At 68.0% G+C, this 26,981-nt stretch carries 26 protein-coding genes; 15 read left to right on the forward strand and 11 right to left on the reverse strand.

Features of this window, described 5'->3' with window-relative positions; genetic code table 11:
• Nucleotides 1–127 precede the first annotated feature (127 nt).
• Nucleotides 128–1,306, forward strand: a complete 1,179-nt coding sequence (locus FHW12_RS16020; protein WP_310735263.1) for an SPFH domain-containing protein — start codon at nucleotides 128–130, stop codon at nucleotides 1,304–1,306.
• Nucleotides 1,307–1,311: 5 nt separating this feature from the next.
• The gene (locus FHW12_RS16025; RefSeq protein ID WP_259393098.1) at nucleotides 1,312–2,793 is read left to right on the forward strand and encodes a hypothetical protein; all 1,482 of its coding nucleotides are present in this window, start codon (nucleotides 1,312–1,314) and stop codon (nucleotides 2,791–2,793) included.
• A 296-nt stretch (nucleotides 2,794–3,089) separates the two neighbouring features.
• Here FHW12_RS16025 and FHW12_RS16030 read toward each other — a convergent pair whose 3' ends face one another.
• The gene (locus FHW12_RS16030) at nucleotides 3,090–3,572 is read right to left on the reverse strand and encodes a YajQ family cyclic di-GMP-binding protein (protein ID WP_182532043.1); all 483 of its coding nucleotides are present in this window, start codon (nucleotides 3,570–3,572) and stop codon (nucleotides 3,090–3,092) included.
• A gap of 88 nt (nucleotides 3,573–3,660) precedes the next feature.
• Nucleotides 3,661–4,569 carry a DUF2167 domain-containing protein gene (locus FHW12_RS16035; RefSeq protein ID WP_182532044.1) on the reverse strand — a complete coding sequence of 303 codons (909 nt, stop codon included), beginning with the start codon at nucleotides 4,567–4,569 and terminating at the stop codon, nucleotides 3,661–3,663.
• A gap of 153 nt (nucleotides 4,570–4,722) precedes the next feature.
• Here FHW12_RS16035 and FHW12_RS16040 point away from each other — a divergent pair, with 153 nt between their 5' ends.
• The 3 genes from FHW12_RS16040 to FHW12_RS16050 all read left to right on the forward strand — a co-directional run bounded on the left by FHW12_RS16040 (nucleotide 4,723) and on the right by FHW12_RS16050 (nucleotide 8,333).
• A complete protein-coding gene (locus FHW12_RS16040; protein ID WP_182532045.1) occupies nucleotides 4,723–5,514 on the forward strand; it encodes a phosphodiester glycosidase family protein in 792 nt (263 codons plus the stop codon).
• Nucleotides 5,515–5,675: 161 nt separating this feature from the next.
• Nucleotides 5,676–7,091: an MBOAT family O-acyltransferase gene (locus FHW12_RS16045; protein WP_182532046.1), complete on the forward strand. Its 1,416-nt coding sequence runs from the start codon at nucleotides 5,676–5,678 to the stop codon at nucleotides 7,089–7,091.
• A 15-nt stretch (nucleotides 7,092–7,106) separates the two neighbouring features.
• Nucleotides 7,107–8,333 carry a hypothetical protein gene (locus tag FHW12_RS16050; RefSeq protein ID WP_182532047.1) on the forward strand — a complete coding sequence of 409 codons (1,227 nt, stop codon included), beginning with the start codon at nucleotides 7,107–7,109 and terminating at the stop codon, nucleotides 8,331–8,333.
• A gap of 199 nt (nucleotides 8,334–8,532) precedes the next feature.
• Here FHW12_RS16050 and FHW12_RS16055 read toward each other — a convergent pair whose 3' ends face one another.
• The 3 genes from FHW12_RS16055 to FHW12_RS16065 form a co-directional block, all read right to left on the reverse strand.
• Nucleotides 8,533–9,153 carry a DUF1415 domain-containing protein gene (locus tag FHW12_RS16055; protein WP_182532048.1) on the reverse strand — a complete coding sequence of 207 codons (621 nt, stop codon included), beginning with the start codon at nucleotides 9,151–9,153 and terminating at the stop codon, nucleotides 8,533–8,535.
• The gene (gene dbpA / locus FHW12_RS16060) at nucleotides 9,150–10,517 is read right to left on the reverse strand and encodes an ATP-dependent RNA helicase DbpA (RefSeq protein ID WP_182532049.1); all 1,368 of its coding nucleotides are present in this window, start codon (nucleotides 10,515–10,517) and stop codon (nucleotides 9,150–9,152) included. Before dbpA ends, FHW12_RS16055 begins: the two co-directional genes overlap by 4 nt.
• Nucleotides 10,518–11,020: 503 nt before the next feature.
• Nucleotides 11,021–11,488: a hypothetical protein gene (locus FHW12_RS16065; RefSeq protein ID WP_182532050.1), complete on the reverse strand. Its 468-nt coding sequence runs from the start codon at nucleotides 11,486–11,488 to the stop codon at nucleotides 11,021–11,023.
• A 431-nt stretch (nucleotides 11,489–11,919) separates the two neighbouring features.
• Here FHW12_RS16065 and FHW12_RS16070 point away from each other — a divergent pair, with 431 nt between their 5' ends.
• From FHW12_RS16070 to FHW12_RS16085, 4 genes are all read left to right on the forward strand, one after another.
• Nucleotides 11,920–13,491, forward strand: coding sequence for a hypothetical protein (locus tag FHW12_RS16070; protein WP_182532051.1), 1,572 nt, complete (start codon nucleotides 11,920–11,922; stop codon nucleotides 13,489–13,491).
• 388 nt (nucleotides 13,492–13,879) lie between these two features.
• Complete coding sequence (locus tag FHW12_RS16075) at nucleotides 13,880–14,194, forward strand: DUF3658 domain-containing protein (protein WP_182532052.1); 315 nt, start codon at nucleotides 13,880–13,882, stop codon at nucleotides 14,192–14,194.
• Between the two features lie 49 nt (nucleotides 14,195–14,243).
• On the forward strand, nucleotides 14,244–14,612 hold the full coding sequence (locus tag FHW12_RS16080) for a hypothetical protein (protein WP_182532053.1): 369 nt from the start codon (nucleotides 14,244–14,246) through the stop codon (nucleotides 14,610–14,612).
• Nucleotides 14,602–15,030: a hypothetical protein gene (locus FHW12_RS16085; protein WP_182532054.1), complete on the forward strand. Its 429-nt coding sequence runs from the start codon at nucleotides 14,602–14,604 to the stop codon at nucleotides 15,028–15,030. The genes FHW12_RS16080 and FHW12_RS16085 overlap by 11 nt, the downstream gene beginning before the upstream one ends.
• Here the strand turns inward: FHW12_RS16085 and FHW12_RS16090 are convergent.
• Entirely contained in the window at nucleotides 15,027–16,274 is a 1,248-nt protein-coding gene (locus tag FHW12_RS16090; RefSeq protein WP_182532055.1) for an NAD(P)/FAD-dependent oxidoreductase, read from the reverse strand. The two genes, FHW12_RS16085 and FHW12_RS16090, sit on opposite strands and share 4 nt — an antisense overlap.
• Before the next feature lie 33 nt (nucleotides 16,275–16,307).
• On the opposite strand from FHW12_RS16090, the gene FHW12_RS16095 reads away from it, so the two are divergent.
• Nucleotides 16,308–17,357, forward strand: coding sequence for a sulfite exporter TauE/SafE family protein (locus FHW12_RS16095; RefSeq protein WP_259393100.1), 1,050 nt, complete (start codon nucleotides 16,308–16,310; stop codon nucleotides 17,355–17,357).
• On the opposite strand, the gene FHW12_RS16100 is transcribed toward FHW12_RS16095, so the two are convergent.
• Nucleotides 17,290–18,018, reverse strand: a complete 729-nt coding sequence (locus FHW12_RS16100) for an AraC family transcriptional regulator (RefSeq protein WP_182532056.1) — start codon at nucleotides 18,016–18,018, stop codon at nucleotides 17,290–17,292. The genes FHW12_RS16095 and FHW12_RS16100 overlap by 68 nt on opposite strands.
• A gap of 80 nt (nucleotides 18,019–18,098) precedes the next feature.
• Between FHW12_RS16100 and FHW12_RS16105 the strand changes: the two genes are divergently transcribed.
• The 4 genes from FHW12_RS16105 to FHW12_RS16120 all read left to right on the forward strand — a co-directional run bounded on the left by FHW12_RS16105 (nucleotide 18,099) and on the right by FHW12_RS16120 (nucleotide 22,253).
• On the forward strand, nucleotides 18,099–19,043 hold the full coding sequence (locus tag FHW12_RS16105; RefSeq protein WP_182532057.1) for a proline racemase family protein: 945 nt from the start codon (nucleotides 18,099–18,101) through the stop codon (nucleotides 19,041–19,043).
• 55 nt (nucleotides 19,044–19,098) lie between these two features.
• Nucleotides 19,099–20,004: a dihydrodipicolinate synthase family protein gene (locus FHW12_RS16110; protein ID WP_182532058.1), complete on the forward strand. Its 906-nt coding sequence runs from the start codon at nucleotides 19,099–19,101 to the stop codon at nucleotides 20,002–20,004.
• 20 nt (nucleotides 20,005–20,024) lie between these two features.
• Complete coding sequence (locus tag FHW12_RS16115) at nucleotides 20,025–21,602, forward strand: aldehyde dehydrogenase family protein (protein WP_182532059.1); 1,578 nt, start codon at nucleotides 20,025–20,027, stop codon at nucleotides 21,600–21,602.
• Nucleotides 21,603–21,680: 78 nt separating this feature from the next.
• Nucleotides 21,681–22,253, forward strand: coding sequence for a hypothetical protein (locus FHW12_RS16120; RefSeq protein WP_182532060.1), 573 nt, complete (start codon nucleotides 21,681–21,683; stop codon nucleotides 22,251–22,253).
• A gap of 198 nt (nucleotides 22,254–22,451) precedes the next feature.
• Here FHW12_RS16120 and FHW12_RS16125 read toward each other — a convergent pair whose 3' ends face one another.
• Entirely contained in the window at nucleotides 22,452–22,817 is a 366-nt protein-coding gene (locus FHW12_RS16125; protein ID WP_182532061.1) for a YciI family protein, read from the reverse strand.
• 235 nt (nucleotides 22,818–23,052) lie between these two features.
• On the opposite strand from FHW12_RS16125, the gene FHW12_RS16130 reads away from it, so the two are divergent.
• Nucleotides 23,053–23,946 (forward strand): acyltransferase, encoded by an 894-nt coding sequence (locus tag FHW12_RS16130; RefSeq protein ID WP_182532062.1) that lies wholly within the window; start codon nucleotides 23,053–23,055, stop codon nucleotides 23,944–23,946.
• A gap of 214 nt (nucleotides 23,947–24,160) precedes the next feature.
• Here FHW12_RS16130 and FHW12_RS16135 read toward each other — a convergent pair whose 3' ends face one another.
• Genes FHW12_RS16135 through hutI form a run of 3 tightly spaced genes read right to left on the reverse strand, consistent with a single transcriptional unit; the run spans nucleotide 24,161 to nucleotide 26,961 of the window.
• The gene (locus FHW12_RS16135; protein WP_182532063.1) at nucleotides 24,161–24,511 is read right to left on the reverse strand and encodes a DUF3147 family protein; all 351 of its coding nucleotides are present in this window, start codon (nucleotides 24,509–24,511) and stop codon (nucleotides 24,161–24,163) included.
• 27 nt (nucleotides 24,512–24,538) lie between these two features.
• Nucleotides 24,539–25,735: an NAD(P)/FAD-dependent oxidoreductase gene (locus FHW12_RS16140; RefSeq protein ID WP_182532064.1), complete on the reverse strand. Its 1,197-nt coding sequence runs from the start codon at nucleotides 25,733–25,735 to the stop codon at nucleotides 24,539–24,541.
• Nucleotides 25,732–26,961 (reverse strand): imidazolonepropionase, encoded by a 1,230-nt coding sequence (gene hutI / locus FHW12_RS16145; protein WP_182532065.1) that lies wholly within the window; start codon nucleotides 26,959–26,961, stop codon nucleotides 25,732–25,734. The genes FHW12_RS16140 and hutI overlap by 4 nt, the downstream gene beginning before the upstream one ends.
• Between the last annotated feature and the right edge of the window lie 20 nt (nucleotides 26,962–26,981).

The raw sequence follows: 26,981 nt of genomic DNA on the forward strand, positions 1-26,981 counted from the left end.
GACGTGGGTTGGAATGATCCTGCGCGAGTGATCGTCGAGTGGCTGCCGGGAAGCCGGATCGTCGCGCAAGGGCCGGCCCGCGCGACGCGGGTCGCGAATCGAGTGATCAGGTGTCATCGGGGGCAACGTGTCGGACCGTCTGCGTGCAGCGAAGGAAACCTCGCGCAAGTTTCTCAACCTCAAAACGATCGTGTTCGCGGTGGTCGTCGCGATCGGCTACACCGTGTACAGGCATCCTCCGATGGAGTCGGTCGGTCGCCAGGAAGTCGGCGTGCGGCTGAACCGCCTCACCGGCACGAGCACGCGCCTCGGCGAAGGCGTCGCCCTCGTGCTGCCGGGCATCCACGAGCTGCGTCGCTACGCGCTGCTCGACCAGACCTACACGCCGACGCGCAGCGCGAAGGCCGACGGCGAGGCGCCGTTCCAGTCGTCCGAGGGCCTCTCCCTCGGCGTCGAGTTGTCGATCCGCTACGCGATCGATCCGGCCACGCTCGCCGAGAAGGCCGCGCGCCTGCCGGACGACATCGGCAGCGAACTGGTCGAGCCGCTCGTGCAGGGCGTCGTCTACAAGGTGTTCACCCGCTACACGGTGCGCGAGATCTTTTCGAGCAAGCGCCAGGAACTGCAGGACGTGATCGAAGGTGAACTCAAGCCGCTGCTCGCCGCGGACGGCATCGCGCTGCGTCGCGTGACGATGGGCAACGTCGACTTGCCCGCCGACTACCGCGCCGGCATGGACAAGCTGCTCGCGGTCGAGCTCGAGACCGAGCAGATGCAGTACACGCTGCAGCTCAAGGAGAAGCAGGTCAAGCAATCCGAACTCGAGGCCGAGGCGGAGAAGGTCAAGCGCGAGAAGGCCGCCGAGGCGAGCGCGAACGAACAGGTGATCGCGGCGAAGGCGCAGGAAGAGGCGATGAAGCACGTGATCCCGTTCAAGCAGAAGCAGATCGAGCAGCGCCAGCTCGAAGCCGATGCCGAGAAGGCCGCGCGCATCCGCACCGCCGAAGGCACTGCCGAGGCGCGCCGCATCGAGGCCGCGGGCGAAGCCGATTCGCGCCGCAAGCTCGCCGAGGCGGATGCGTACCGCGTCGAGCAGCTCGGCAAGGTCGCGAGCGAGCAGCTCGAGCGCGACGGCGCGCTCATCAGCAAGCATCCGCTGCTGATCCAGAAGACGCTCGCCGACAAGCTGTCGGACAAGGTGTCGGTGATCATCGCGCCGCCGCCCGCGGACGGTGGCTTCATCGGCGCGAACCTCATCGGCGGTACCAAGGCGCAGGCGGTCGCGCAGACGGCGGACGGGGAGTGAATGCGATGAGAACGATCGTCTTCCTCGCGAGCCTGTTCGCATTCGCCGCCGTGCAGGCCGCGCCCGCTGCGAACGTGCCTGCCGCACCCGAACCGAACCCGACCGCGATCGTCGTGATCGACCAGGCCGCCCTGCGCGCCGCGCCGCGCGAATCGGCGCAGCAGCAGGTCGTGCTCTGGCAGGGCGACAGCCTCGAAGTGCGCGGCCGCCGCATGGACTACCTGCAGGTGTACGACCACCGGCGCGAACGCGCCGGCTACGTGCGCGCGAGCCAGGTGCGCCTGTTGTCGCTGCAGCCGCAGGACGCGGCCGGCCTGCTCGCGGTCGTGCGCTTCCTGCGCGACACGCCGGGTGCGGAGGCGCTCGGCATCGGCTACGCGGCCGCGTTCCTGCGCGCCGCGCCGGGCAAGGACATCGACGCCGAGGCGTTCGACGCGCTCGGCGCGATGGCCGAACGCCTCGCGCGTCGCGCATCGTCGAACCGCAGCAAGGCGAACGACGCGGTGATCGCCGCGCACCTGGAAGTCGTCGCGGGTTACGGTGTCGCGATGCGCAGCCTCGAGCGCGAGGGTCGCGTGCAGGTCTGCTACGACGGCGACGCGTTCCGCCGCGTGATGGCGCTGCCGGCCGGCGCCGAACAGAAGGCGCGTGCCGCGCTCGCGCTCACGCGCGAGGAATGCATCGACCCGGCGACGACGCCGTTCGAGCGTGCGAGCCTCGACGGCTGGCGCGCCGACGTGCTCGATCGCGTGCCGCGCGCGGACCTGCCCGAGTACCTGAAGAACCGCGTGCGCATGCGCACCGCGGCCGTCTGGTCGAGCCTCGCGTTCGAACGCGTGCGTCGCGGCGAGCCCGCTGCCGAAGCGGCCGCCCGCGCGCTGCAGGAACTCACCGGCGTGAACCGCCAGGAACTCGCCGAAGACGACGCCAGCGCGTACAGCGATGCTGCCGTGCGCGTCGGCGCCGTGCGCTGGGCGGCCGAACCCGCGCCGGCGAAGACGGCGATCGGCCTCGCGGTCACGACCGCGACGGGCCAGCCGGGCGAGACCTGCATCCGCCTCGTCGACGCCAAGCACGGCGACAAGGCGCCGCTGTTCCAGCGCTGCACGTACGGCACGGTCTGGACGAATTCCGCGCGCGCGAACGCTGGCGGCACCGCGCTCACGCTCGCGGTGCAACCGCTCGACGCCTGGCGCGAGATGTGGGTGTTCCACCGCAACGGCAACGAGTGGACGGTCGACGTCGTGCCGCCCGCCGGCGATGCGCCGGACGTCGGCTACGTCGAATTCGCCGGCTGGGTCCCCGGCGGCCGCAAGCTGCTCGCGGCGCGCGAGGTTCGCGTCGGCGGCCGCTTCTCGCGCACGTTCGAGGTGCTCGACCTCGACACGCTCGCGGTCGACAAGCGCGCCGACAAGCCCGATTCCCTCAGCACGTTCTACCGCTGGCAGGACCCGCTCTGGAAAGGCCAGACCGTGAGCCTGCGCTGAGGGGCCGTTGGCTGCCGAGAGCAAGATCAAGATCAAGAGACTGAAACACGAAGGACACGAAGGACACGAAGTAGAGCAAGAGATTCAAAGATCGAAACACGGAGCACACGGAGCACACAGAGGAAAAGCCTCAAACAGTAGAGCCCTTCCTTGCTTGCTTTCTCCGTGTGCTCCGTGTGCTCCGTGTTCCAAATCTTTGATTCTTTTTCCCTGATCTTTCTTTCCTTCGTGTCCTTCGTGTCCTTCGTGTTTCAGTCTTTTGCTTTGCAGCTTCTTGCATCCGGCCAGCCACACGCTCAGTCGCGGAAGTTGTCGAACTGCAACGGCACGTCGAATTCGCTCTTGCGCAGCAGCGCGATCGCGACCTGCAGGTCGTCGCGCTTCTTGCCGGTCACGCGCAGCTTTTCGCCGTTGATCTGCGCCTCGACCTTGAGCTTGGCGGCCTTGATCGCGGCGACGATCTTCTTCGCGACGGCCTGCTCGATCCCCTGCTTGACGGTGACCTTCTGGCGCGCGGTCGCGAGGTTGATCTCGGGTTCGGCGACGTCGAGGCAGCGCACGTCGATGCTGCGCGCGGTCAGGCGCGCGCGCAGGATGTCCTGCATCTGCTTGAGCTGGAAGTCGCTCGGCGCCGACGCGGTGATGACGTAGCCATCGAGCGCGAACTTCGCGTCGCTGCCCTTGAAGTCGAAGCGGTTGGACAGTTCGCGGTTGGCCTGGTCGACCGCATTGGTGAGTTCGTGCTTGTCGACTTCGGAGACGATATCGAAGGTGGGCATCGGGGATTCCGCGGCAGGAGTGCGGCGAGTGTAGCGGCAGCACGGGAGCCGGACATGCCCGGCTCCCGCAGGTGGCTGCACGTGGCGATCAGGCCTTGCGCGAGAAGAACTTCTTGATCGCCGCGCCGGCGGCGACGACCGCGATCGCGACGAGCTTGAACGACTTGGCGAGGAATGCGGCCGCGAGCGCCAGCAGGCCGAGCTTCTTCGCGGCGACGCCGCCGACCAGCGCGGCGAGGCCGTAGGCGGCGAGCTTGTCGGTGGACGCGTTGTAGTCGGCGTAGCGCTTGCCGTCGTTGAACGCGACCGCGGCGAGCAGGTTGCGCGCGATCGGCTTCTGCGCCTCGATCTTCGACGACGAGGTGATCAGGTCGAGCGAGATGTAGCCCTCGCGCCCGAGTACGTAGGTGTTGTAGTTGACGGTGTTGTCGGCATCGGCGGCGGCGCCCTTGTCGCGGCCCTCGACCGACCAGACCAGGCGCTGCGTCGCGGCGTCGTACGCCGGCGGTTCGATCCAGCGCGTGACCTCGAGCGCCGGGATGCCCATGCGCACGCGGTTCTCGTTGGCGGCTTCGGTGCCGTCCTTGAGGTTCTGCAGCAGCTCGTCCGCATTCCAGTGCTGCGCGTCCTCGTCCTTGATGTAGCCGGACGGGTCGTAGTCGATCGACACCATCCACTCCTCGGCGTCGTCGTCGCCCGCGTTCGGCGGGAACACGAGGCCGATGAAGTTGTCGTCCGCGCTGTTGCCCATCGCTTCCATGAGTTCGGTCGCCTCGCGCTTGGGCACGAAGCCGTAACCCTGCGGCAGGCGCAGCGTCGCCTGGTCGCCCAGCGCGATCGTCTGCGGGCCGTGCTGCATCGCCTTCGATGCGACCTGCCACGGCGACGGGGCGGAGGAGGTGTCGTCGTCGGCCGCGTCCTCGGCGAACGCCGGGCTGATGGAGAGGCACGAAGCGAACACGAGAAAGGCCAGGCGCATCCAGCGCGAGTCACGCATGATGGTTTCCCCAGAACGAAAAATGCCGCTGTCGCGGCTCATGACGGCGCCGCAGCGGCGCGTCCCCTCGGCGAAGTCTACATGCTGGTCGGGCGGTCGCGCATAACCGAAAGCGAACGCGACCGGCGCGCGGTTTCGGCGACAATGCGGGGCATGCGCCCGCTCCTCGTCCCGCTCGCCCCGCTCGTCCTGTTCGCCCTGGCTGCCGCCGGCCCGCTCGCTGCCGCACCGACGCTGCGCACGGTGCGCGCCGGCACGATCGATTGCCGCGTGGTCGACGTCGACCTCGCGGCGGACCGCCTGGAGCTGCACTGGAAGGACGACGGTGGCCGCGCCTTCGGCACGGTCGATCGCCTGCGCGAATGGGGCGAAGGGCAGGGGCGCACGCTGCAGTTCGCCGCCAATGCGGGCATCTACGACGGCCAGTTCCGCCCGCTCGGCCTGCACGTCGAGGACGGTCGCGTGCTCCGTCCGCTCAACACCGCGCGCACGGGCGCGGGTCGCGGCAATTTCGCGCTGCCGCCGAACGGCGTGTTCTACGTCGACCGCGCCGGCCACGCGGGCGTCGTCACGACCGCGCAGTGGCAGCGCCGGCCCGCCGACGCGCGCCTCGCCACGCAGTCGGGACCGATGCTCGTGGTCGACGGCGATATCAACCCGAATTTCGACGCCGCCTCCGACAGCCTCAAGTGGCGCAGCGGCGTCTGCGCGCCGACGCCGGGCCATGCGCTGTTCGCGGTCAGCGAGGCGCCGGTGTCGTTCCACGCGTTCGCCGCGCTGTTCCGCGACGAGCTCGGTTGCCGCGACGCGCTCTACCTCGACGGCACGCTGTCGCGCTTCTGGACCCCGTCCGGTGGCTACGCGGGCGCCGCGGCGGTGCTGGTCAAGCCGTACGCGGGCATGTTCGCGGTGTTCGCCGACGGCGAGGCCGCGCCGGCCCGGTAGCCCCCGTGTTCCGGCCGTTCCGTACCCGGAACGGCATCGATTGCGCACCGCCAGCGCGCAGCGCACACTGCGCGCGCGCCGCGGGCTGCATTCGCGACGCTGCAGGGTCGAGTGACCACGCCCGCGACCGGGCTTCCATGCGCTGACCGGGGAGGGCGGCGATGGTCTTCAACTCGCTCACGTTCGTCGTGTTCTTCACGTGCGTGCTCGCGCTGCACTCGCTGCCGCTGCCGTGGACCGTGCGCAAGATCAACCTGCTCGTCGCGAGCTACCTGTTCTACGCGGCGTGGAACCCGCCGTTCGTGATCCTGCTGTGGATCTCCACCGTGGTCGACTGGTGGGCGGCGAAGAAGCTCGTCAGCGTGCAGGGCGCGAACGCGCGTCGCGCGTGGATGCTGCTGTCCGTCGTCGCCAACCTCGGCATGCTCGCGTACTTCAAGTACGGCGAGTTCCTCATGGAGAACTTCGCCGCGCTGATGGCCGGGCTCGGCGTCGCCTGGCAGCCGCCGCAGCTCGACATCGTGCTGCCGGTCGGCATCTCGTTCTACACCTTCGCGACGATGTCCTACACGCTCGACGTGTACCTGCGCCGCGCCGCGCCCGCGCGGAACTTCCTCGACTACGCGTTGTTCGTGACGTTCTTCCCGCACCTCGTCGCGGGACCGATCCTGCGCCCGACCGAACTCGTGCCGCAGTTCGAGTCGCCGCGACGCGCCGACGCGAACCAGCTCTGCTTCGGCCTCGCCCTGATGACGATCGGGCTGTTCCAGAAGGTCGTGCTCGCCGACGGCTTCCTCGCGGGACCGGTCGAGAAGGTCTACGACGGCGCGAAGATCCCCGGCGTGCTCGACGCGTGGGTCGCCACGCTCGCGTTCGGCGGGCAGATCTTCTGCGACTTCGCCGGCTACTCGACCACCGCGATCGGCGCGGCGATGTGCCTCGGCTTCGCGATGCCCGACAACTTCCGCTTCCCGTACGCGGCGATCGGCTTCTCGGATTTCTGGCGGCGCTGGCACATCACGCTGTCGGCGTGGTTGCGCGACTACCTCTACATCCCGCTCGGCGGCAACCGCCACGGCCCCGCACGCACGTACTTCGCCCTGCTCGCGACGATGCTGCTCGGCGGGCTCTGGCACGGCGCGAGCTGGACGTTCGTGGTCTGGGGCGGCCTGCACGGCAGCTACCTCGCCGGCGAGCGCTTCCTGCGCGCGCGGTACGCGCACCTGCGGCCGTCCGCGGCGCAGGCGTTCGCGCTCGGCGTGCTCACCTTCCTGCTCGTGCACGTCGCCTGGGTGTTCTTCCGCGCGCACACGTTCGGCGGCGCGTGGCGCGTGCTCGCGGGCATGTTCGCGGCGAACGCCGGCGCGGTGCCCGTGCTGCCGGCGATCGAGATCGTCACCACCGTCATCATCGTCACCGGCATCGTCGCCGCGCACGCGTTCATGCGCGCGCGCACGCTCGAGTCCGTGCTCGCGACCGTGCCGGCGCCGGTGTTGTCCGGCGCGTGGGCGCTGCTCGCGTTCGCGATCGTGATCGAACAGGGCAGCGGCAATGCCTTCATCTACTTCCAGTTCTGAGGACGCGATAGCGCCATGTCCAGCGCCGACTCCGGGATGAGCGAACGCGTCGACGAGCGCGAGCCGGTGCGCCCGGGCTTCGTGCGCCTGACCGCGTCCGATCGACCGGGCGTGGCGCAGCCCGTGCCGGTGCGCGACATCCCGCCCAGGCCATGGCCGCGCATCTTCGCGAGCGCGATGCTGATCCTGCTGGTCGCGGTCGGCGCCTGGGAATGGCGCATGCGCGCGGAAGGGCTCGAGGCGGGCGACATCGACGACGGCCCGTCGGCGTGGGCCGAGCAGCGCCGGCGCGTCGATGCGGGCGAGGCGAACGTCGTGCTCGTCGGCGACTCGCGCATGCTGTTCGACAGCGACCTCGATCGCTACGAAGCGCTGACCGGCGTGCGCCCGATCCAGCTTGCGATCGCCGGCAGCAATGCGCGCCCGTTCCTCGTCGAACTCGCCGAACATTCGCCGTTCGCGGGCCTCGTGATCGTCGGCATCGCACATACGACGTTCTTCGGCCCCGACGCTGGGCTCGGTCGCGGGGCGCTCGAGCGCTACCGCTTCGAGTCACCATCGGTGCGCGCGTCGTTCCAGCTGCATCGCGCGTTGTCGCACGCGTTCGCCTTCCTCGACGACCGCTTCCGCCTGTCGCGGCTCGTCCATTTCCTCGACGACGACTGGCGCGACGGCGTGCGCATCGGCACCGCGGAACGCCTGTGGAAGCTCGGCGTGACCGGCGACGACCGGCAGACCTGGTTGTGGCCGCGCATCGAGACCGACGTTCGCCTGCGCGACCACCAGCGCGCGGCCTGGGGCCTCGGCGCCGGACGCAAGCCGCCACCGATCGCGCAAGCCGCGATCGCCACCGCGCAGCGCGAACTGCACGACGCGGTCGCGACGATCCGCGCGCGCGGGGGCGAGGTCGTGTTCCTGCGACCGCCGTCGGACCCGCGCTTCCGTATGTTCGAGGAGCAGCAAATGCCGCGCGCGCAGGCCTGGGATGCGCTGCTCGCCGCGGGCGGCGTCATGGGCCTGCACAGCGACGACGATCCGGTGATGCACGCGCTGGTGCCGCCCGAGTATTCGCACCTGTCGCGCGCGTGCGCGACGGTCTACACGGACGCCTACGTGCGTGCACTCGCCTTGCGCACGCCACGCGTCGCACTGCGCCCCGGCGCGCCGCCAGCGCTCGTGCCTGCCGATTGCGGCATGCCCCCGGCGGATCTCGCACTGCGCGGATCAAAGAGCAAAGACTGAAACACGAAGGACACGAAGGACACGAAGGAAGAGCGCAAGAGGGAAGAGCTTGAAACACGGAGCACACGGAGCACACGGAGAAAGCCAAGGGCGAGAAGAGCTTTTCATTTAAAAGCTTTTCCTCCGTGTGCTCCGTGTGCTCCGTGTTTCAATCTTTGAATCTTTGGCTTCCCTTCGTGTTCTTCGTGTCCTTCGTGTTTCAATCTTTTGCTCTCTCCGAGCGAGCCCCTCGACGTCCGTCGTCGCCGCCTTCGGCCCACAACGCATTCCAGCCGGCATGGCCGAGCTTGCGCAGCGTTTCGATGTTGCGTTCGTAGATCGCGTTCGTGTCGATGCCCGATTCGACCGCGCGGTCGATGCTCGATTCGCGCAGCAGGTGCAGGGTCGGGAACGGCGAGCGGTTCGTCGCGTTCTCGATGTCGTCGGATGCCGCGTCGGCGAACTGGTAGTCGGGGTGGAAGCTCGCGACCTGGATCTCGCCGTCGAGCTCCATGTCTTCGAGCAGCGCGTCCGCGACGTCGAGGAACTGGTTGTAGTCCTCGAAGTCGCCGAGCACGAACGGATGCACGAGCAGGCTCGTTTCCCATTCGCCCGCATCGGCGTCGCGCAGCCACGCGAGTTCCGCGCGCAGGTCCTCGACGAGTGACTCGACGTCGGTCGTGCGGCTGACCGTGATGCGCAGGCGATCCTGCGCGAACGGCGCGCGCGCGAACGGGCACAGGTTGAGGCCGATCACCGCGCGTTCGATCCAGCGGCGCGTCGCGGCGATCGCCTCGTCGTCGGTCGGCGTATCCGTCGCGTTCGCGCGCAGGTCGCTCACAGGCGCACCACGCGCACCTTGCGACCCTTGATGCCGCGCGCGCGCAGGCGCTCGAGCGCCTTGCCGGCGTCGGCGCGGCGGATCGCGACGTAGGAACGCGTCGGGAACACGTCGATCTTGCCGACCGCGTCGCCGGCGAGGCCGGCGTCGCCGGTCAATGCGCCGAGGATGTCGCCGGGGCGCATCTTGTCGGTGCGGCCGGCGTCGAGGCGCAGGGTCGCCATTGCCGCGTGCAGGTCGTCCACTTTCGCAACCGTGCGGATCGCGCTCCAGTGCAGCGGCGCGTCGCGCAGCGTTTCGAGCGCCTTCGCGCGCTGCATCTCGCGCGGCGCGACGAGGTTGAGCGCAAGGCCCTTCGCGCCCGCGCGCGCGGTTCGGCCGATGCGGTGCCGGTAGGTGTCGCCGTCGTGCGGCAGTTCGTAGTTGATGACCGCGGCGAGGTCCTTGATGTCGAGGCCGCGCGCGGCGACGTCGCTCGCGACGAGCACGCTGCAGCTGCGGTTGGCGAAGCGCACGAGCACTTCGTCGCGGTCGCGCTGCTCGATGTCGCCGTGCAGCGCGAGCGCGTCGATGCCGGCGCGGCCGAGCGCCTCGACCACCTCGTCGACGTCGCGGCGCGTGTTGCAGAACACGACGCTCGACTCCGGCCGGTACTGCGCGAGCACCGCGGCGAGCGCGGCGGGCTTGCGCGCGAGCTCCGCCTCGAACCAGCGCTCGTCGATCTCCGGCTGTTCGTCGGCGCCTTCGATCGTCACTTCGAGCGGCTCGCGCAGCAGTTCGCGGCCGATGCGCCGGATGTCGTCCGGGAACGTCGCCGAAAACAGCAGGCCCTGCCGCTTCGGCGGCAAGTGCTTGACGATCTCGCGGATCGCCGGCTCGAAACCCATGTCGAGCATGCGGTCCGCCTCGTCGAGCACGAGCGTGCGGATCTTCGCGAGCGGCAGCGCCTGCCGCTCGATCATCTCCTGCACGCGCCCGGGCGTGCCGACGATCACGTGCGAATCCTTGCGCAGCGACGCGAGCTGCGGCCCGACCGGGATGCCGCCGGTGAGCAGCTGCACCTTGAGGTTGGGGATCGTCGCCGCGAGCCGGCGGATCTCCCGCGCGACCTGGTCGGCGAGTTCGCGCGTCGGGCACAGCACGAGCGCCTGCGGCTTGACGAACGCGGGATCGAGCCGGTGCAGCAGGCCGAGCCCGAACGCGACGGTCTTGCCGCTGCCGGTCGGCGCCTGCGCGACGACATCGCGCCCGCCGATGAGCGCCGGCAGCGTCGCCGCCTGCACGGGCGTCATCTCGGCGTACCCGAGCGTCTCGAGCGAGCGGTGCAGGGCGGGGGGGAGGGGGATCGAGGAGAAGGAAGGCATACGCGATTCTCGCAGGTCGCGCGTAGAGTTGCGCGAGCAGGCGTGGCTCGCCTTACTGTGGGAGCGCCGGAAGGCGCGATGCTCTCGATCATGGTAGGCCGGACGATCGCAGGCGCCCGGTGCGTCGGGCGCCACGTCCGACGGATGCGGAACGGAACGGCGTCGGTCCAGCTCGGAGCTTCAATGTCCGAGTTCGGAGCTCCGATGTTGGAGCGCCGAGCTCCATCGATGCGGCGCGGCGCTCGACCCTTGGAGCGTGGAACTCGATCGTCAGGGCGTGGGGCCTCGCTGTTCCGGCCCGCCGCTCGGTGTATACGGCGCGGAGCTGGGTATGCCGAGCGCGGAGCGCCGGCGTCGCGGCTCGATTCCGCGTCGACGCAGCCCATTTCCGCGACGCTGCCGCCGCGAGCTGCGGCGTTCGAGCTGCGATGCCGCGACAGACAACAAAAAAGCCGCATCGCTGCGGCTCGAAGGTCTTTGCGAAAGGAACGGAACCGCAGGCGCTACGCAGCTTTCTCCTCCGTCGCGCGGGTCCGCTTCACGAACCGCGTTCCCAGCGCATCGCGCAGGCTTTCCAGGCCCTGGCGCTTGCCGGCGACCTTGAGCAGGGCATACCCCTGCAGCGACGTCGCCATCACGTCGCTGCCGAGCGCGGTCTGCGTGTCGTTCGCGCGCTCCGACAACCGCGCGAGCCGCTGCGCACGCGGACGCAGCCGATCGAGTGCGGTCAGGTCCGCCACCGCATCCGGCACCGACACGGTCGCCGGCACGATCTGCGGGTTCTGCTGCAGCAGGCTGATCGTCTGGCGGCAGAACGCCTCCGACTTCTCGCCCATCTTCGGCATCGCACGCCGCTGCTCCGGCGTCAGCGCGACCAGCCCCTCCAGCTGGCTCTCGATCGCCGCCAGCGCCTGGTCCAGCGCTTCCAGCTGTGCATCGCTCAGGGTCAACGAAACAAGGTTCTGCGTCATATGGCTCACTCCCTATCAGGACAGATGGCGGTCGGGAGCCCTGTGGCTGCCGACCGGCGTGCCGGGTGGCACGGGAGGATTGGAACAGGGGGGCGTCGCAAAAGCTGCGACGGTTGGAGAGGGGAAGCCATCCGCGAATAGGGCAGGGCCGAGATCATGCGTGCGGATTGCGGTGCGACCCCGCGATGCCGGTGCGCTGCATCGCCTGATACGCCCCCGTTTCCGACCTCGTAATGCATTACACCCCGGATACGAGCGATTGCGCGCCCCGCGCACGACCCGGAAGGCCGCCCATGCACGGCGGCAATCGAATGATTTGCTGGAGAAATCCACCTTGACGCATGGACGAACGTCGAGCACGATGCCACGCAACACTCCGCTTCCGGCGTCTATTTGTAGTTGGGTGGCATTGACCAAATCTGGGGGCACAAATGCAGCTTAATGATCCTAAGCTACTTAAACTCCGGCAATTGATAACCGAGAATCTGCGCGTTCAGCGTGGTGGCAATGATGAAGTACCTTACATAGATGTGGGCAACGCGCTTGTGGATGCGTCGGCGCGTCAGAACCACACGATTTTCGCTCGAAGGGGTTGTGGCAAGACCTTGCTGCTCCATCATTCAACGCGCACCCTCGATGATTCGATCAAGTCGGTGTACCTCAACTGCGAAGACTTTAAGCGGCATTCCTTTCCGAATGTTCTGATCGAAATTTTGGACGCGCTGTTCGGAGAACTTGAGAGCCATCTCTCAGGATGGTTCGGTCGAAAAAGGAGATCCCGTCAGATCATCCATGGCATTCGTCAGGAACTCGCCCGAAAGCGCACGGCCGCCGACGAACACGAGGAGGCGGTGCGCACGGTAGCAGCAAGCGAGCAAAGTCGATCGCTTAATGCCTCGGCAGGCGTCAAGGGCGTTGCTCCTGGCGTCGAGTCGCAGATTGGGGCAGCCCTTGGTGAGAGGACAAAGGCCGAGACGGAAAAGACGTTCAAGGTGCAGAGTAGCAAATTACGTGACCTCGACATGTGGTTGCCTAAGCTAAAGCAGGAAGTTAGAGAGTTCTTCGCCGCCTCTACGAACGTAAAGGCGGTACTACTTCAAATCGATGATCTCTACCACCTAAGACGGTCTGATCAACCCTATGTAGTCGACTACATTCATCGTCTATGCAAAGACCTTCCCCTGTATTTCAAGATCGCGACGCTTCGGCATGCATCGACTCTTTATGTGGATCGCGAAGGCCAACCGATCGGTGCACAGGAGCGTCACGACTACCAGCCCATTAACATTGACTACACCTTTAGTGACTTCCGGCGTACTCGAGATCAGAACTGGCAGATCCTTCAAGAGTTCGGAAAGTTAGCCGGCTTGCAGGGAGCCGACATTTCATCGTTGTTTAAGGGGGAAGGTTTTGATCGCTTGGTAATGGCGGGCGGAGGAGTGCCGCGAGATACTCTATCCTTATTCCTAGAGGTACTTAGTACCGCGCAAAGTCAGGGCGGCGATCGCATTGGCAAAGATGAAGTACGAATTCTGAGTCGCTCGAACTTCGAACGTCGAATCGAAGAGCTCAAGCAGGACTCTGAGGGTGGCGAGCAGGACACCCTAATGCGCGGAATCTATGTGTTGCGCGAGTTCTGTCTTGAGAAGAAGTCAAATGCGTTTGTTATTTCTGAGCGATTGCTGCAGCAACGCGACGACCTGCGGAACCTGGTCTACCGACTGCTTGACTATCGGATCGTGCACAACGCCGGCGCGGCTCTAACCCATAAGTCGCAAGCGGGTACCTATCAAGCGTTCGTGATTGATATTGGATGCTATGCCCATCTTCGCAAGTTGGAAGGTAGGTTCAACGAGCTCGACATTTCTTCGGTCGATGCTAAAGAGAGACTCCGTTCGATGCCTATTCTTGGTGACGATGAGTTTAAGAACCTGTGGGAATCCGCCCCGGCAGAGTTGGAAGCCGAACTGTTGAAGGATCCCGTTGCCGATGATGCCACCTAACCTTGCGTTCGACCGGACGCGCGGCCGTTGCTTTGCGTTGCGAACGCCCCTGTGGGCGCGCGCCGCTCAAGTTAAACGTTATGCGTCATAAAGTCGGCCGCTGGTGAACCGAGAGTCCGAGTCCTGATTGCAGAGCGCTTGGCCGACCGCTGCCGGGTGATCTGCCGGTTCAGCGAACCGTACTCTGAACCCATCGCGCCAGGATCCCTCTACGAGCGTCCCGCGTTCGGCGACGAGTTTTTTTCGCTCCACCGCATCGCGCGTCGGGACGGCTGGACGCTGACCTTTGAGACCTTTACGACGGACTACAAACCGTGGTCAGAGCACCTTATTCGGTCGGACCGGTCGCCTGGGTTTAGGCAGGGCGCTAATGATCGCAAGGAGCGTCATGACAGCTTCAGAGGAATACGAGCCTTCTGATGTCTCACCGGACGCCGGTGAGCTCGAATCGATTGCAGCTCTCCGCCCGTACCAGATTCAGGCAATAGACGAAGCTCTTATCAGCGTTGCAGATGGCAGTGGGCGCAAGCTTGCCTTCATCGTTGGCTCCGCGATGGGCGATACTTCATCGCGGGTTCCAGGCATTCCTGACGCCTTCTACGTTCAGCGTGTGGATGCCTTGGTGTTACAGGGACGGCTGGAGTCACGCGGCGACGCTTCTCGTATGCAGTACTGTGAGATCCGGCTTCGGCAGGCCGACTAGGTTTCACCCGCCCAGGTGGCCGCTCCCTGGATCAACAGAGGCTCGCGCGATGGCAACTCGCAAGTACATGACGGCGCGTCAGCTCATGCTCGGCACCTGGCGATCCGATCGGCTGCGAACCGAATCGCAATGGGTATGGCCGAAGAAACTTGCCGCTCAGCGCAGGCACGACTTCTTCGCGATCTTTGGCCATCTCGCGCATAGGTTCACTCGTACGCGTTGCTACACGACATGCGAAGGCAGGACCACATCCGTTCCTTACCGTGTTGTCTGGGAGGGATTCAACGTCTTCCCTCAGCTCGTTGTCGTCTATGGCGACGGGCCAGATGAGAGAGCGCAACACATATTCTTCGACACCAGCAACTCCTACTATGTGCAAGGTGGTAAGTGCGCCGAGTTCTTCAAGCGTGAAGACTAACTGCTCGCTCAAGCGCAGGCTCGGACTCTTCGTTCTGGGGTGCATGGCGCTTATTTCGCTGGGTTGCAGTATCCCCACGAACGGAATCAAACCCGATGGGACGCTGGCCATCTACATGTATTCGCCGGACAGGTTTCGTGTCGGCACGAGCTACTTCACCGAAAGCACCCTCGAGGTCGCGCTCAAGCGCTTGAAGCGGGCTTCGGGAGTTCGTGAGATCGAAGCGTTCATTCCAAGCGCACTGCTCGGTTCCGACAAGCTGAGCTGTCAACCTGTTCGCAGCTGGTATTTCAGCGTGAAGGAGCGCTTCCATTGGCGCTTCTTCGAGTGGACGCCAGGAGACGAGGCTTCGAAGCGCGAGCTAGCGTGTGATATCCCCGTCCTGGCAGCGATCGGGTCTCACGCGATCCAGGGTTAGCGATGGCGCCCGAATCGCTCGATCGCAAACGCAGCCACTGACGCATCGCTTCGCCCATCCAGCAACGCAGCGATCCGTTCCCCCGTCACCGCCGCGAGCGTCAACCCCAGGTGCTGATGGCCGAAGGCGTAATGCAACGCGGGGAATCGCCGGCTGCGGCCGATCGCGGGCAGGTAGTCGGGGAGGGTGGGGCGGGCGCCGTACCAGAGGGAGGGTTCGCCGCGCACGGGCAGGCCGAGCTGTTCGACGTGGTGCGCGAGGCGTTGCCATTTGCGCGGGTCGGGCGGCGTGTCGCGGCGGGCGTATTCGACGAAGCCGGCGGCGCGCAGGCCACCGCTGAAACGGGTCACGATCATCGAGCGGTCTTCGAACACGACCGGCGGCAGGTCGGGCCAGTCGTGGTCGCTCCACTGCAGGTGGTAGCCGCGCTCGGCGACGAGTGGCGTGCGGATGCCGAGCGGTTCGAGCAGGTCGCGCGAGCGCACGCCGGCGCAGACCAGAACGCGATCGGCGTCGAGCAGGTCGCCGTTGCCGATGCGCACGCGAAGATGTCCGCCTTCCTCGACGAGCGCTTCCACGGTTTCGTGGCGGCGTTCGCCGCCGGCGTGCTCGAACGCGCCCGACAACGCTTCGGCGAGCTGCAGCGGATCGGCGATCTGCGCGGTGCCTTCGAACGCGATGCCGCCTGCGAGCGGCGCGGGTATCGCGCCTTGCAGGCGTGCGAGGTGTTCCGTTGCGAGCGCGTCGAAGCGTGTCGTGCCGATGTCGGTCGCGCGCCAGGCGCGCTCGCCGCGCGCTGCGGTCGCGGCGCTTTCCCAACACACCCAGTGCCCGGTTTCACGAAGCAGCTGCGGCACCTCCAAGCGCGTCGCGAGTCGGCGCCATGCCGGCAGCGCGTCGGCGAGCAGGCCGCGCAGTGCGGCCTGTCCGGCCTTGAACGTCGATGGCGTGCACGCGCGCAGGTAGCGTGCGATCCACGGTGCGAGCGCGATCGGGTTGCGGATGTCGAGCGGGCCGCCGAAGGCGACGTGGCGGCGCAGCGCGGAACGCAGCATCGCCGGCGATGCCAGCGGTTCGGTCTGTTCGGTCGCGATGTGCCCGGCGTTGCCCCACGACGGCGCGATCCGCGCGCGATCGGGGTCGACGAGGGTCACGCGCGCGCCGCGCTGTTGCAGTGCGAGCGCGCACGCATGGCCGACCACGCCGGCGCCGACGACCAGCACGGAATCCGAAGCAGGCGTCATGTCGGTGCGTTCCCAGGGTGCTTCGGATCGAGCATGCTAGGCGCGGGAGCGCCGGCGGGCTATGCCGTAATCCGCATCCGCGGTGCGGATGCGGTGCAATTCCGGCGAGCATGCGGCTGCGATCATCCTGCGCATCCACCGAACAGGGGGCGAGTCATCGACACGGGTCCGGCCATCCTCATCGGCGCACTGGTGCTGCTCTCCCTCGGCTATGCCGGGCGCTGGTTCGCGCTCGAACGACAGCGCGCGCGCGAGGCCGCCGGCATGCCGGCGCAGCCGCGCCGTCCCGGCGTGCTCGACCTCGCGACCGGCTTCGTCGCGAACTTCCTCGACACGCTCGGCATCGGCTCGTTCGCGACCACCACGGCGATCTTCAAGCTGCGTGGCTGCGTGGCGGACGAACGCATTCCCGGCACGCTCAACGTCGGACATGCCTTGCCGACGGTCGCGCAGGCGTTGATCTTCATCGCCGTGGTGAAGGTGGACCTCGTGACCTTGCTGGCGATGATCGCGGCTGCGGTCGCAGGCGCGTGGTGCGGCGTCGGCGTCGTCTCGCGCCTGCCGCGGCGCGCGATCCAGATCGGCATGGGCGTCGCGCTGCTGGTCGCGGCGGCGTTGTTCGTGGCGACGAACCTCGACTGGCTGCCCGGTGGCGGTGTCGCGCTCGGCTTGTCCGGCACGCGCTTGTGGTTCGCGGTCGCGGCGAACTTCCTGCTCGGCGCGTTGATGATGCTCGGCATCGGCCTGTATGCGCCGTGCCTCATCCTCGTCAGCCTGCTCGGCATGGATCCGATCGCGGCGTTCCCGATCATGATGGGTGCGTGCGCGTTCCTCATGCCGGTCGGCGGCGCGGCGTTCGTGCGCAGCGGCCGCTACGACCTGCGTGCCGCGCTCGGCCTCGTGCTGGGCGGCATCCCGGGCGTACTGCTCGCGGCGTTCGTGGTGAAGTCGTTGCCGGTGGTGTGGCTGCGCTGGCTGGTGGTCGTCGTGGTGCTCTACGCGGCGACGCAGATGCTCATGGCGGCGCGGCGTCGCCCGGCAGCTTCCGGTAATCGCGCGGCGTCACCCCGACCATCGCCTTGAACTGGCGACTGAACGCGCTCTGGTCGCTGAAGCCGCAGGCGAGGCCGATCGCGGCGATGGTGTCGTCGCCGCGCAGCTGCTGCATGGCCGCGTCGATGCGCAGGCGCGTGAGCCACTGCTGCGGCGTGAGGTGGAACACGCGGCGGAACTGGCGTTCGAGCTGCGACAGCGACAACCCCGCGAGTTCGGCCAGCGCCTGCATGCGCACGGTTTCGCCGTAGCGCGCTTCCATGCGGTCGAGCACGCGGCGCAGGCGCGCGTAGCCCGGATGGCGTCCGTCCGGTTGCGCGAGGTCGCGCGAAATGCCGATCAGTCCCGTCACCGTGCCGCCATCGCGCAGCGGCGTCTTGCGCGTGAGGCACCAGCCCGGTGCGCGATTGGGGAACACGTGCGTTTCGAGCTGGTCTTCGATCGCATGGCCGCGCAGCACGCGTCGATCCTGCGCGGCGTACGCTTCGCCGAGCCGGGCCGGGAACAGTTGCGTCGGCGTGCGTCCGATTACGTCCTCGCGGCGGCGCAGGCCGAGGCGCGAGACCAGCGTGAGGTTGGCGTGGGTGTAGCGGCCGGCGGTGTCCTTGAGGAAGAACACGACGTCGGGCAAGCCGTCGAACAACGCTTGCAGCGCATCGGCGTCCACGCGTGTCGGCGGAGCGGGGCTCATCGGCGGATTATGCCGATTTCCGCATCGCCATGGCGGGATCGCGGCTAGACCGGCGCGGCCGCGCGCCGCATCCTGCACGCATGCACTCGATCGACTACATCGACTCCCACACCGGCGGCGAACCCACGCGCGTGGTGCTGTCGTCCGTGCCCGGCATGGACCGCGGCAGCCTGGCCGAACGTCGCGCCGCGTTCGCGCGCGAACATGATCGCTGGCGCAGCGCGATCGCCTGCGAACCGCGCGGTTCGGACACGATGGTCGGCGCGCTGCTGCTGCCGCCGGTCGAAACCGGATCGGTCGCGTCGGTGCTGTTCTTCAACAACGTCGGCACGCTCGGCATGTGCGGCCACGGCACGATCGGCCTCGTGCGCACGCTCGCGCACCTCGGTCGCATCGGCGTCGGCCGGCACGCGATCGACACGCCGGTCGGCACCGTCGTCGCCGAGCTGCACGACGACGGCCGTGTGTCGATCGACAACGTCGAAAGTTGGCGCCATGCGCGTGCCGTCGCCGTCGACGTGCCCGGCCATGGCCGCGTGCACGGCGACGTCGCCTGGGGCGGCAACTGGTTCTTCATCAGCAAGGACGCGCCGCTGCCGCTCGACTACGCACACTGGCGCGAACTCACGACCTACACCGAGGCGATCCGCACCGCGCTCGAATCGGCGGGCATCCGCGGCGAAGACGGCGCGGAGATCGATCACATCGAACTCAATGCCGCCGCGCAGGATCGCGCCAACCACGCGCGCAACTTCGTGCTCTGCCCGGGGCTCGCCTACGACCGCTCGCCGTGCGGCACGGGCCTCTCGGCCAAGCTCGCCTGCCTCGCCGCCGACGGCGACCTCGCGCCCGGCGCGATCGTGCGCATGGAGAGCGTGATAGGCAGCGTGTTCGAAGGCCGTTACGCCGACGCGGGCAACGGTCGCATTCGGCCGCGCATCAGCGGGCGCGCACACCTGATGGGCGAGGGCCGCCTGCTGATCGAAGACGACGATCCGTTCGCCTGGGGCATCGATGCCCGTTGAGCACGCCGCAGCTTTCGCATCCACTCCGACTGATTCCGTATCGAGAACGCACCCCATGACCAAGGCAAGCTTCTGGCGCGGCGTCGTGCCCGCCATCACCACGCCGTTCGACGAACACGGCGCGGTCGACCACGCATTCCTCGCCGCGCACGCGAACGCGCTGATCGACGCCGGCTGCACCGGCATCGTGCCGCTCGGGTCGCTCGGCGAAGGCGCCACGCTCGCGTTCGACGAGAAGCTCGCGATCGTGAAGACGCTGGTGCAGGCGATCGGCCACCGTGCCGCGGTGATCCCGGGCATCGCCGCGCTGTCCACCGCCGAAGCCGTGCGCCTCGCGCAAGCGTCGGAGCAGCTCGGCGCGCGCGGCCTGATGGCGCTGCCGCCGTACGTGTACTCGACCGACTGGCGCGAGATGGGCGCGCACATGCGCGCGGTGCTGCGCGCGACCAAGCTGCCGGTGTTGCTCTACAACAACCCGGTCGCGTACAAGACCGACTTCACGCCCGAACACATCGCCGAACTCGCCGGCGAGTTCCCGCTGCTCGAGGCGGTGAAGGAATCGAGTTGCGACATCCGCCGCTTCGCCGGCATCCAGGCGTTGCTCGGCGATCGCCTCGACCTCATGGTGGGCATGGACGACGCGATCGTCGAAGGCGTGTCGATGGGTGCGGTCGGCTGGATCGCCGGCGTGGTCAACGCGTTCCCCGCGGAATCCGTTCGCTTGTACGAGATCGCGAGGAGCCAGGGTTCGGCCGCCGCGATGGGCCTCTACGCGTGGCTGCTGCCGCTGCTGCGCATGGACACGGTGCCGAAGTTCGTGCAGCTGATCAAACTGATGCAGGAGCGCGTCGGCCTCGGCAGCGAGCGCGTGCGCGCGCCGCGCCTGGTGGTGCAGGGCGCCGAGCGCGACGCGGCGTTGAAGGTGATCGACCACGCGATCGCGACGCGACCGACGGTGTGATCGTTTTGCAGGAGCCGGAGATGGAACAGGTGTTGATCGCAGGTGAATGGCGCGCCTCTGCGGAGCCCGCCGGGAGCTTCCGTGCCGTCGATCCGACATCGGGCGAGGCGATCGGGCCCGCGTTCCCGCGCTCGGGCGCGCAGGACGTCGAAGACGCCGTCGCGGCGGCGACGGCGATCGCCGACGAACTCGCGGCGACGTCGCCCGCGACGATCGCCGCGTTCCTCGAACGCTACGCGGACGGCATCGACGCGGCGAAGCACGAACTCGTCGCCACCGCGCATGCGGAAACCGCCTTGCCGAGGACGCCGCGCCTCGCCGACATCGAGCTGCCGCGCACGAGCGGGCAGTTGCGCCAGGCGGCGGCAGCCGTGCGTGCCTATGCGTGGACGCATCCGGTCATCGACACGAAGGCCGGATTGCGTGCGCACTACGCGCCGCTGGGCAAACCCGTGCTGGTGTTCGGGCCGAACAATTTTCCGTTCGCGTTCAACGCGGTCGCGGGCAGCGATTTCGCATCCGCGATCGCGGCGCGCAATCCGGTGATCGCCAAGGCGCATCCGTCGCATCCGGCGACGAGCCGCCTGCTCGCGCGGATCGCGCACGAGGCCGTGCTCGGTGCGGGTTTGCCGGCGGCGAGCGTGCAACTGCTCTACGACATCGACGGCGCGCTCGGGTTGCGGCTCGCGGGCGATCGTCGCATCGGTGCGATCGGTTTCACCGGCAGCCGCAGCGGCGGGCTCGCGTTGAAGGCCGCGGCAGACCCGGCCGGTATCCCGATCTATGCCGAGATGTCGAGCGTGAACCCGGTCTTCATCCTGCGCGGCGCCCTGCGCGAACGCGGCAGCGCGCTCGCGCAGGAGTATTTCGCGAGCGGCACGATGGGCAGTGGCCAGTTCTGTACCAATCCCGGCGTCGTGATGGTGCCCGCGGGCGCCGAGGGCGACGCCTTCGTCGACGCCGCCGCCGCTCACTTCGCCGCGGCGGCGCCGGCCGTGCTGTTTTCCACGGGCGTGCAGAAGCACCTCGTCGACGGCGTAGCCGCGTTGCGCACCGCGGGTGCGGCCGTGGTGGCCGGCAAGGCCGCTGCCGAAGGCCCCGGCGCGCGCTATACGCCGAGCCTGCTCGCGGTGTCCGGTGCGGACTTCCTCGCGCAGGCGCGCGCGCTGCAGCAGGAAGCGTTCGGCCCGGTGTCGCTGGTCGTGCGCTACGCCGATGCGGCGCAGGCCGAAGCGATCGCGCGTGCCTTCGACGGCAACCTCACCGGCAGCCTGTTTACCGCGACCGATCACAGCGACGACGCCGACGCCGCGCGCATCGCGGCCGCCTTGCGTCCGCGCGTGGGCCGCTTGATCAACGACAAGTGGCCGACCGGCGTCGCCGTCAGCGCCGCCATGCAGCACGGCGGCCCGTACCCCAGCACCAGCCATGCCGGTTTCACCTCGGTCGGCATGCCCGCCGCGATCCGCCGCTTCGCCGCGTTGCACGCCTACGACAATGTGCGGGACGACCGCCTGCCGGCGGAGCTGCGCAATGCCAATCCGGGTGGCGTGCAGCGGCTCGTCGATGGCGCGTGGACGACGGTCGATATCGCCTGAACGTTCCTGCGAGCGACGAGATAGTCGCTCCTGTCGTCCTGATACGATCGCGGCCTGCCGTCGCGAGGGGACGCGTCCGTGGAACAGTACGTGTATTGGCTGTCGCAAAGCCGCCTGCCGTTCGGCGTCGGCGTCACCGTCGCGTCGTGGGTGGTCCTGTTCGTCGTGAACCATGTGCTCGTCCGGCGCGCACGCGCGGAGAACGAGGCGCAGGCGACGGTCGTCATGGAAGGGAAGGCGATCCTGCGACGCGGTTCGCAGCCGTTGTTCGTGCTGCTGCAACTGCTGTTCGCGGCAGCGTTGTTCTTCGTGGCCGGCGTGCTCGGCGGCGTCGCTTTCACGTTCTTCGCGGGCGGGCAGCTCGTGTCGATCGCGTTTACGCTCGGCCTCAACCTGCAGAGCCTGCTCTCGGCGCGATCGCTGGTTCGCGACGGCGGCGCACGAGGCTCGCTCACGCTGTCGACCGACTACGTGTTCGCGCAGGGCGCGCAGCGCATGGCCGGCGCAGCGGTCACGAGCGCGCTGCTCGGCATCCTCATCGCGCATGCGGCGCCGCTTGGTGGGGCCTTGCTGCTCGGTTCTACCGCGGCCGGACTCCAGCGTCGTTCCCGCCAGGCGCGGGCTGCAGCCAACCGCATCGAGGGTCGATGATGACCTCTGTACTGCGATCGTTCGCGGTCCTCTTCGGTTCGAAGCGCGGCGACTCGATCGCCATCGCAGGAGCGGCTTCAGCCGCGAACGCGCCCCTGGCAAGGACGCGGTCGAGCATCGCGGCTTCCGCCGCTCCCACAGAGGTAGGTCATCGCGGCTGAAGCCGCTCCAACGGGAGGTCAGGAGGCCCGTTGGGGATCAGGTGGCTGAATCGGGGCCGCCGCATTCCATCTGGCGCACTTCGCATTCGATGTTCCACTCGTCGCCGTGCACCTTGAGGAAGCGCTCGGTCAGCTCGATCGCATGGTCGAGCGAGGTGGCTTCGAGCACCGCGAAGCCGCCGATCACTTCCTTCGATTCGGTGAACGGGCCGTCGGTGAGCGAGAGCTTGCCGTGGGCGTTGCGCACGCGCTTGCCTTCGGCGGTCGGGCGCAGGCCCGCGGTGTCGACGAGCGTGCCTTCGCGCGTCATTTCCTCCATGAGCTTGCCCATGTCGGCCATGAGCTTCTCGCTCGGCACGAGGCCGCTGTTTTCGTTGATGCGGATCATCGACAGGAATTTCATCGGGTTTGCTCCGGGTTCGTGAAGGGGATGACGCCGGGCGTTTTCGCCGGCTTCGTCAGGACGACGAACGGGGAGAGGCGGAATCGACATGAGGCGCGACGAGCGGTCCCGGCGATGTCGGTCGCGCACAGGGTGCGCTCCTACCGGGTAGCCGCGACGATCCGCCGCCGCGGTCGCGGTCGCCTCGGCGCCCGATCCCGGTTAGGCTGCGACTCGCTTCCCCGCCCGGAATCCCATGCCGACCTGGTTTCGCGCCGCGCTCGCGTTCGTCCCGATCGTCCTCAGCACGCTCGTGCACGTCGTGCCGCTGTTCGCGGTGACGCTGTTCAAGGCGCTGCTGCCGTTCGCGCCCGTGCGCCGCGCCTGCAATCCGCTGCTGACCGGCATCGCCGAGAGCTGGATCGGGTTCAACAGCCGCATGATCGACCTCTGCACATCCACGCGCTTCGTCGTGGACGAGCAGGCGAGCCTGCATCGCGACGGCCATTACCTCGTGCTCGCGAACCACCAGAGCTGGGTCGACATCCCGGTGCTGCAGAAATGCTTCAACCGGCGCATCCCGCTGCTGCGTTTCTTCCTCAAGAGCCAGCTGTTCTGGGTGCCGTTGATGGGGCTCGCGTGGTGGGCGCTCGATTTCCCGTTCATGAAGCGCTACACGCGCGAGCAGATCGGGAAGCGCCCGGAGCTCGCCGGGCGCGACATCGAGGCGACGCGGCGCGCCTGCGAGAAGTTCCGTTCGATTCCCGTGGCGGTCATGAACTTCGTCGAAGGCACGCGTTTCACGCCGGCGAAGCATACCGCGCAAGGGTCGCCGTACGCGCACCTGTTGAAACCGAAATCCGGCGGCGTCGCGTTCGTGATCGACGCGATGGGCGAGGGCTTGCAGGCGATCCTCGACGTGACGATCGCCTATCCCGACGGCAAGCCGACGATGCTGGACCTGTTCGGCGGGCGCATCCGCGAAGTGCGCATCGACGTGCGCGAACGAGCGATCCCGCGCGAGTTCATCGGTGGCGACTACCAGAACGACGCCGCGTTCCGCGAGCGCTTCCAGGCGTGGATGAACGCGCTGTGGCAGGACAAGGACGCGACGCTTGCCAAGATGCTGGGGGAAGAGAGCAAAGCCTGAAACACGAAGGACACGAAGGACACGAAGGAAAAGCTAGGATTCAAAGATTGAAACACGGAGCACACGGAGCACACGGAGGAAGAGCTTTCAAACCGTAAAGCTCTTCCTTGCCTTGCTTTCTCCGTGTGCTCCGTGTGCTCCGTGTTTCAAGCTTTTCCCTGATTTGCTTTTCCTTCGTGTCCTTCGTGTTTCAATCTTCGCTTCCGCCTTCCCGCTACAGGCGTACGCCGAAGCGCGCGGCGACGAGCACGGTCAGGAAGTAGAGCACGATCGTGAGCGCACACGCCGCCGCGAGTGCCCACCAGAAACCGACGCCGTGGCGCAGCAGCCAGGGCAGCGCGAGGAACATCGGCAGCGACGGCAACACGTACCAGAACGTCGCCTCGGCGTGCGCGGCGATCCGCTCGCCGTCGCCGGTGTCGCGCCAGAGCCAGAGGATCGCCAGCAGCGAGACGAGCGGCAGCGAGACGACGAGGGCGCCGAACGGCGGACTGCGCCGCGCGATCTCCGACACCGCCATCACGATGATGCCGGACACCAGCGCCTTGATCAGCAGGTAGGCCATGCGCCGACTATACGCCCTCGATGCGCCTCACAGCGCCATGCCGCACGCGTGTCCCGACGCCCACGCCCATTGGAAGTTGTAGCCGCCGAGCCAGCCGGTGACGTCGACGACTTCGCCGATGAAGTAGAGGCCGGGCACGCGCCTGGACTGCATCGTCGACGAGGACAGCTCGTCGGTGTCGACGCCGCCGAGCGTGACTTCGGCGGTGCGGTAGCCTTCGGTGCCGCTCGCGACGAGTGGCCAGGCGGCGAGCACGCCGGCGATGTCGCGCAGCTGCGCGTCGTCGAGCTGGCGCATCGGCCGGTCCGGCAGCCAGTGCTCGCACAGGCGTTGGGCGAAGCGTTTCGGCAAGCGCTCGGCGAGCACGGTGCGCAGCTCGCTCGCGCCGCGTTCGGCGCGTTGCGCGCGCAGCCAGGCGAGCGCGTCGTCGCCGGGGAGCAGGTCGAGGCGCAGGTCGTCGCCCGTGTTCCAGTACGAGGAGATCTGCAGGATCGCCGGGCCGCTCACGCCGCGATGGGTGAGCAGCATGAAATTGCGGAAGCTCGCGCGACCGCAATGCGCCTCGACCGGTACCGCGACGCCGGCGAGATCGGCGAGGCGTTCCTGGTGCTTGCCCGACAGGGTGAGCGGCACGAGGCCCGCGCGCGTCGGCAGCACGCGATGGCCGAAGCGGCGCGCGAGGTCGTAGCCGAAGCCGCTCGCGCCCATGCTCGGGATCGACAGCCCACCGCTCGCGACGACGAGCGCCGGCGCGCTGAACATCCCGCGCGCGGTGTCGACGTGGAATCCGCCGTCGCCGTGGCGCACGTGCTCGATCGCGCACGACGTCTCGATGCGCACGCCGCCGTCGGCGCATTCGTCGAGCAGCAACCGCAGGATCTGCTTGGATGAGTCGTCGCAGAACAGCTGGCCGAGTTCCTTCTCGTGCCAGGCGATACGGTGGCGATCGACGAGCGCGATGAAGTCGGCCGGCGTGTAGCGCGCGAGCGCGGACTTGCAGTAGTGCGGGTTGGCCGACAGGTAGTTCGCCGGCGTCGCGCCGGTGTTGGTGAAATTGCAGCGGCCACCGCCCGACATGAGGATCTTCTTGCCGACGCGGTTGGCGTGCTCGACCACGAGCACGCGCTTGCCGCGCTGGCCCGCGGTGAGTGCGCACATGAGGCCGGCCGCGCCGCCGCCGACGACGATCGCGTCGAACGGATTCTCAGCGCCGCCGGGACTCATCGCGTGATCGCGCGACCGCCGACGTGGATCGCGCGCGCGAGCGACCCGCCGATCCAGTAGCACAGGTCCGCCGGCCGCTCCGCGTCCCAGACGACGAAGTCGGCGCGCAGGCCGGGTGCGAGCATGCCGCGGTCGGCGAGGCCGAGCGCGCGTGCGCCGTTGACGGTCGCACCGCGCAGCGCTTCTTCCGGGGTGAGGCGGAACAGCGTGCAGGCCATGCCCATCGCGAGGCGCAGCGACAGCAGCGGCGACGTGCCCGGGTTGAGGTCGGTCGCGATCGCGATCGGTACGCCGGCGGCACGGAACGCGTCGATCGGTGGCAGCTTCGTCTCGCGCAGCGCGTAGTACGCACCCGGCAGCAGTACCGCGACGCTGCCCGCCGCGGCCATCGCGCGCGCACCCTCGTCGCTGGTCCATTCGAGATGGTCGGCCGACAGCGCGTCGAATTCCGCGGCGAGCGCGGCGCCGCCGAGGTCCGACAACTGGTCGGCGTGCAGCTTCACGCGCAGGCCGTGTGCGCGCGCGGCGTCGAACACGCGACGCGTCTGCGCGGGCGTGAACGCGATCTTCTCGCAGAACGCATCGACGGCGTCGGCGAGGCCGGCGCGCGCGGCGGCGGGCAGGATCGCGTCGCAGACGAGCGTGATGTAGTCGTCCGGGCGTCCCGCGTATTCGGGCGGCAGCGCGTGCGCCGACAACAGCGTGGTGCGCACGCCGATGCCGAGCGTGTCGCCGAGCCGGCGCGCGACGCGCAGCATGCGCAGCTCGCTGTCGACGTCGAGGCCGTAGCCGGACTTGATCTCGACGGTCGTCACGCCGTCGGCGAGCAGCGCCTTCGCGCGCGGCACGGACTGCGCGTACAGCGCATCGTCGTCCGCCGCGCGCGTCGCGCGCACGCTCGAGGCGATGCCGCCACCCGCGCGCGCGATCGCTTCGTAGCTCACGCCTTCGAGGCGCTGTTCGAACTCGTTGGCGCGATCACCGCCGAACACGAGATGGGTGTGGCAGTCGACGAGGCCAGGCGTGACGAGTGCGCCGTGCGCGGATTCGACGCGTGCCGCGAGCGCGGCCGGGTCGCCGGGCAGGTCCGCCTGTGCGCCTGCGAACGTGATCGCGCCGTCCTTCCAGGCGAGCGCGCCGCGTTCGACCAGGCCGTACGGCGCGCCGCGTGCCTGCATCGTCGCGAGGCGCGCGTCGAGCAGCAGGCCGTCCCAGTCCGGTTTCATCGAGCGTTCTTCCGCGCAGG

This window comes from Dokdonella fugitiva (assembly GCF_014138265.1).
Lineage (GTDB): Bacteria > Pseudomonadota > Gammaproteobacteria > Xanthomonadales > Rhodanobacteraceae > Dokdonella_A > Dokdonella_A fugitiva_A.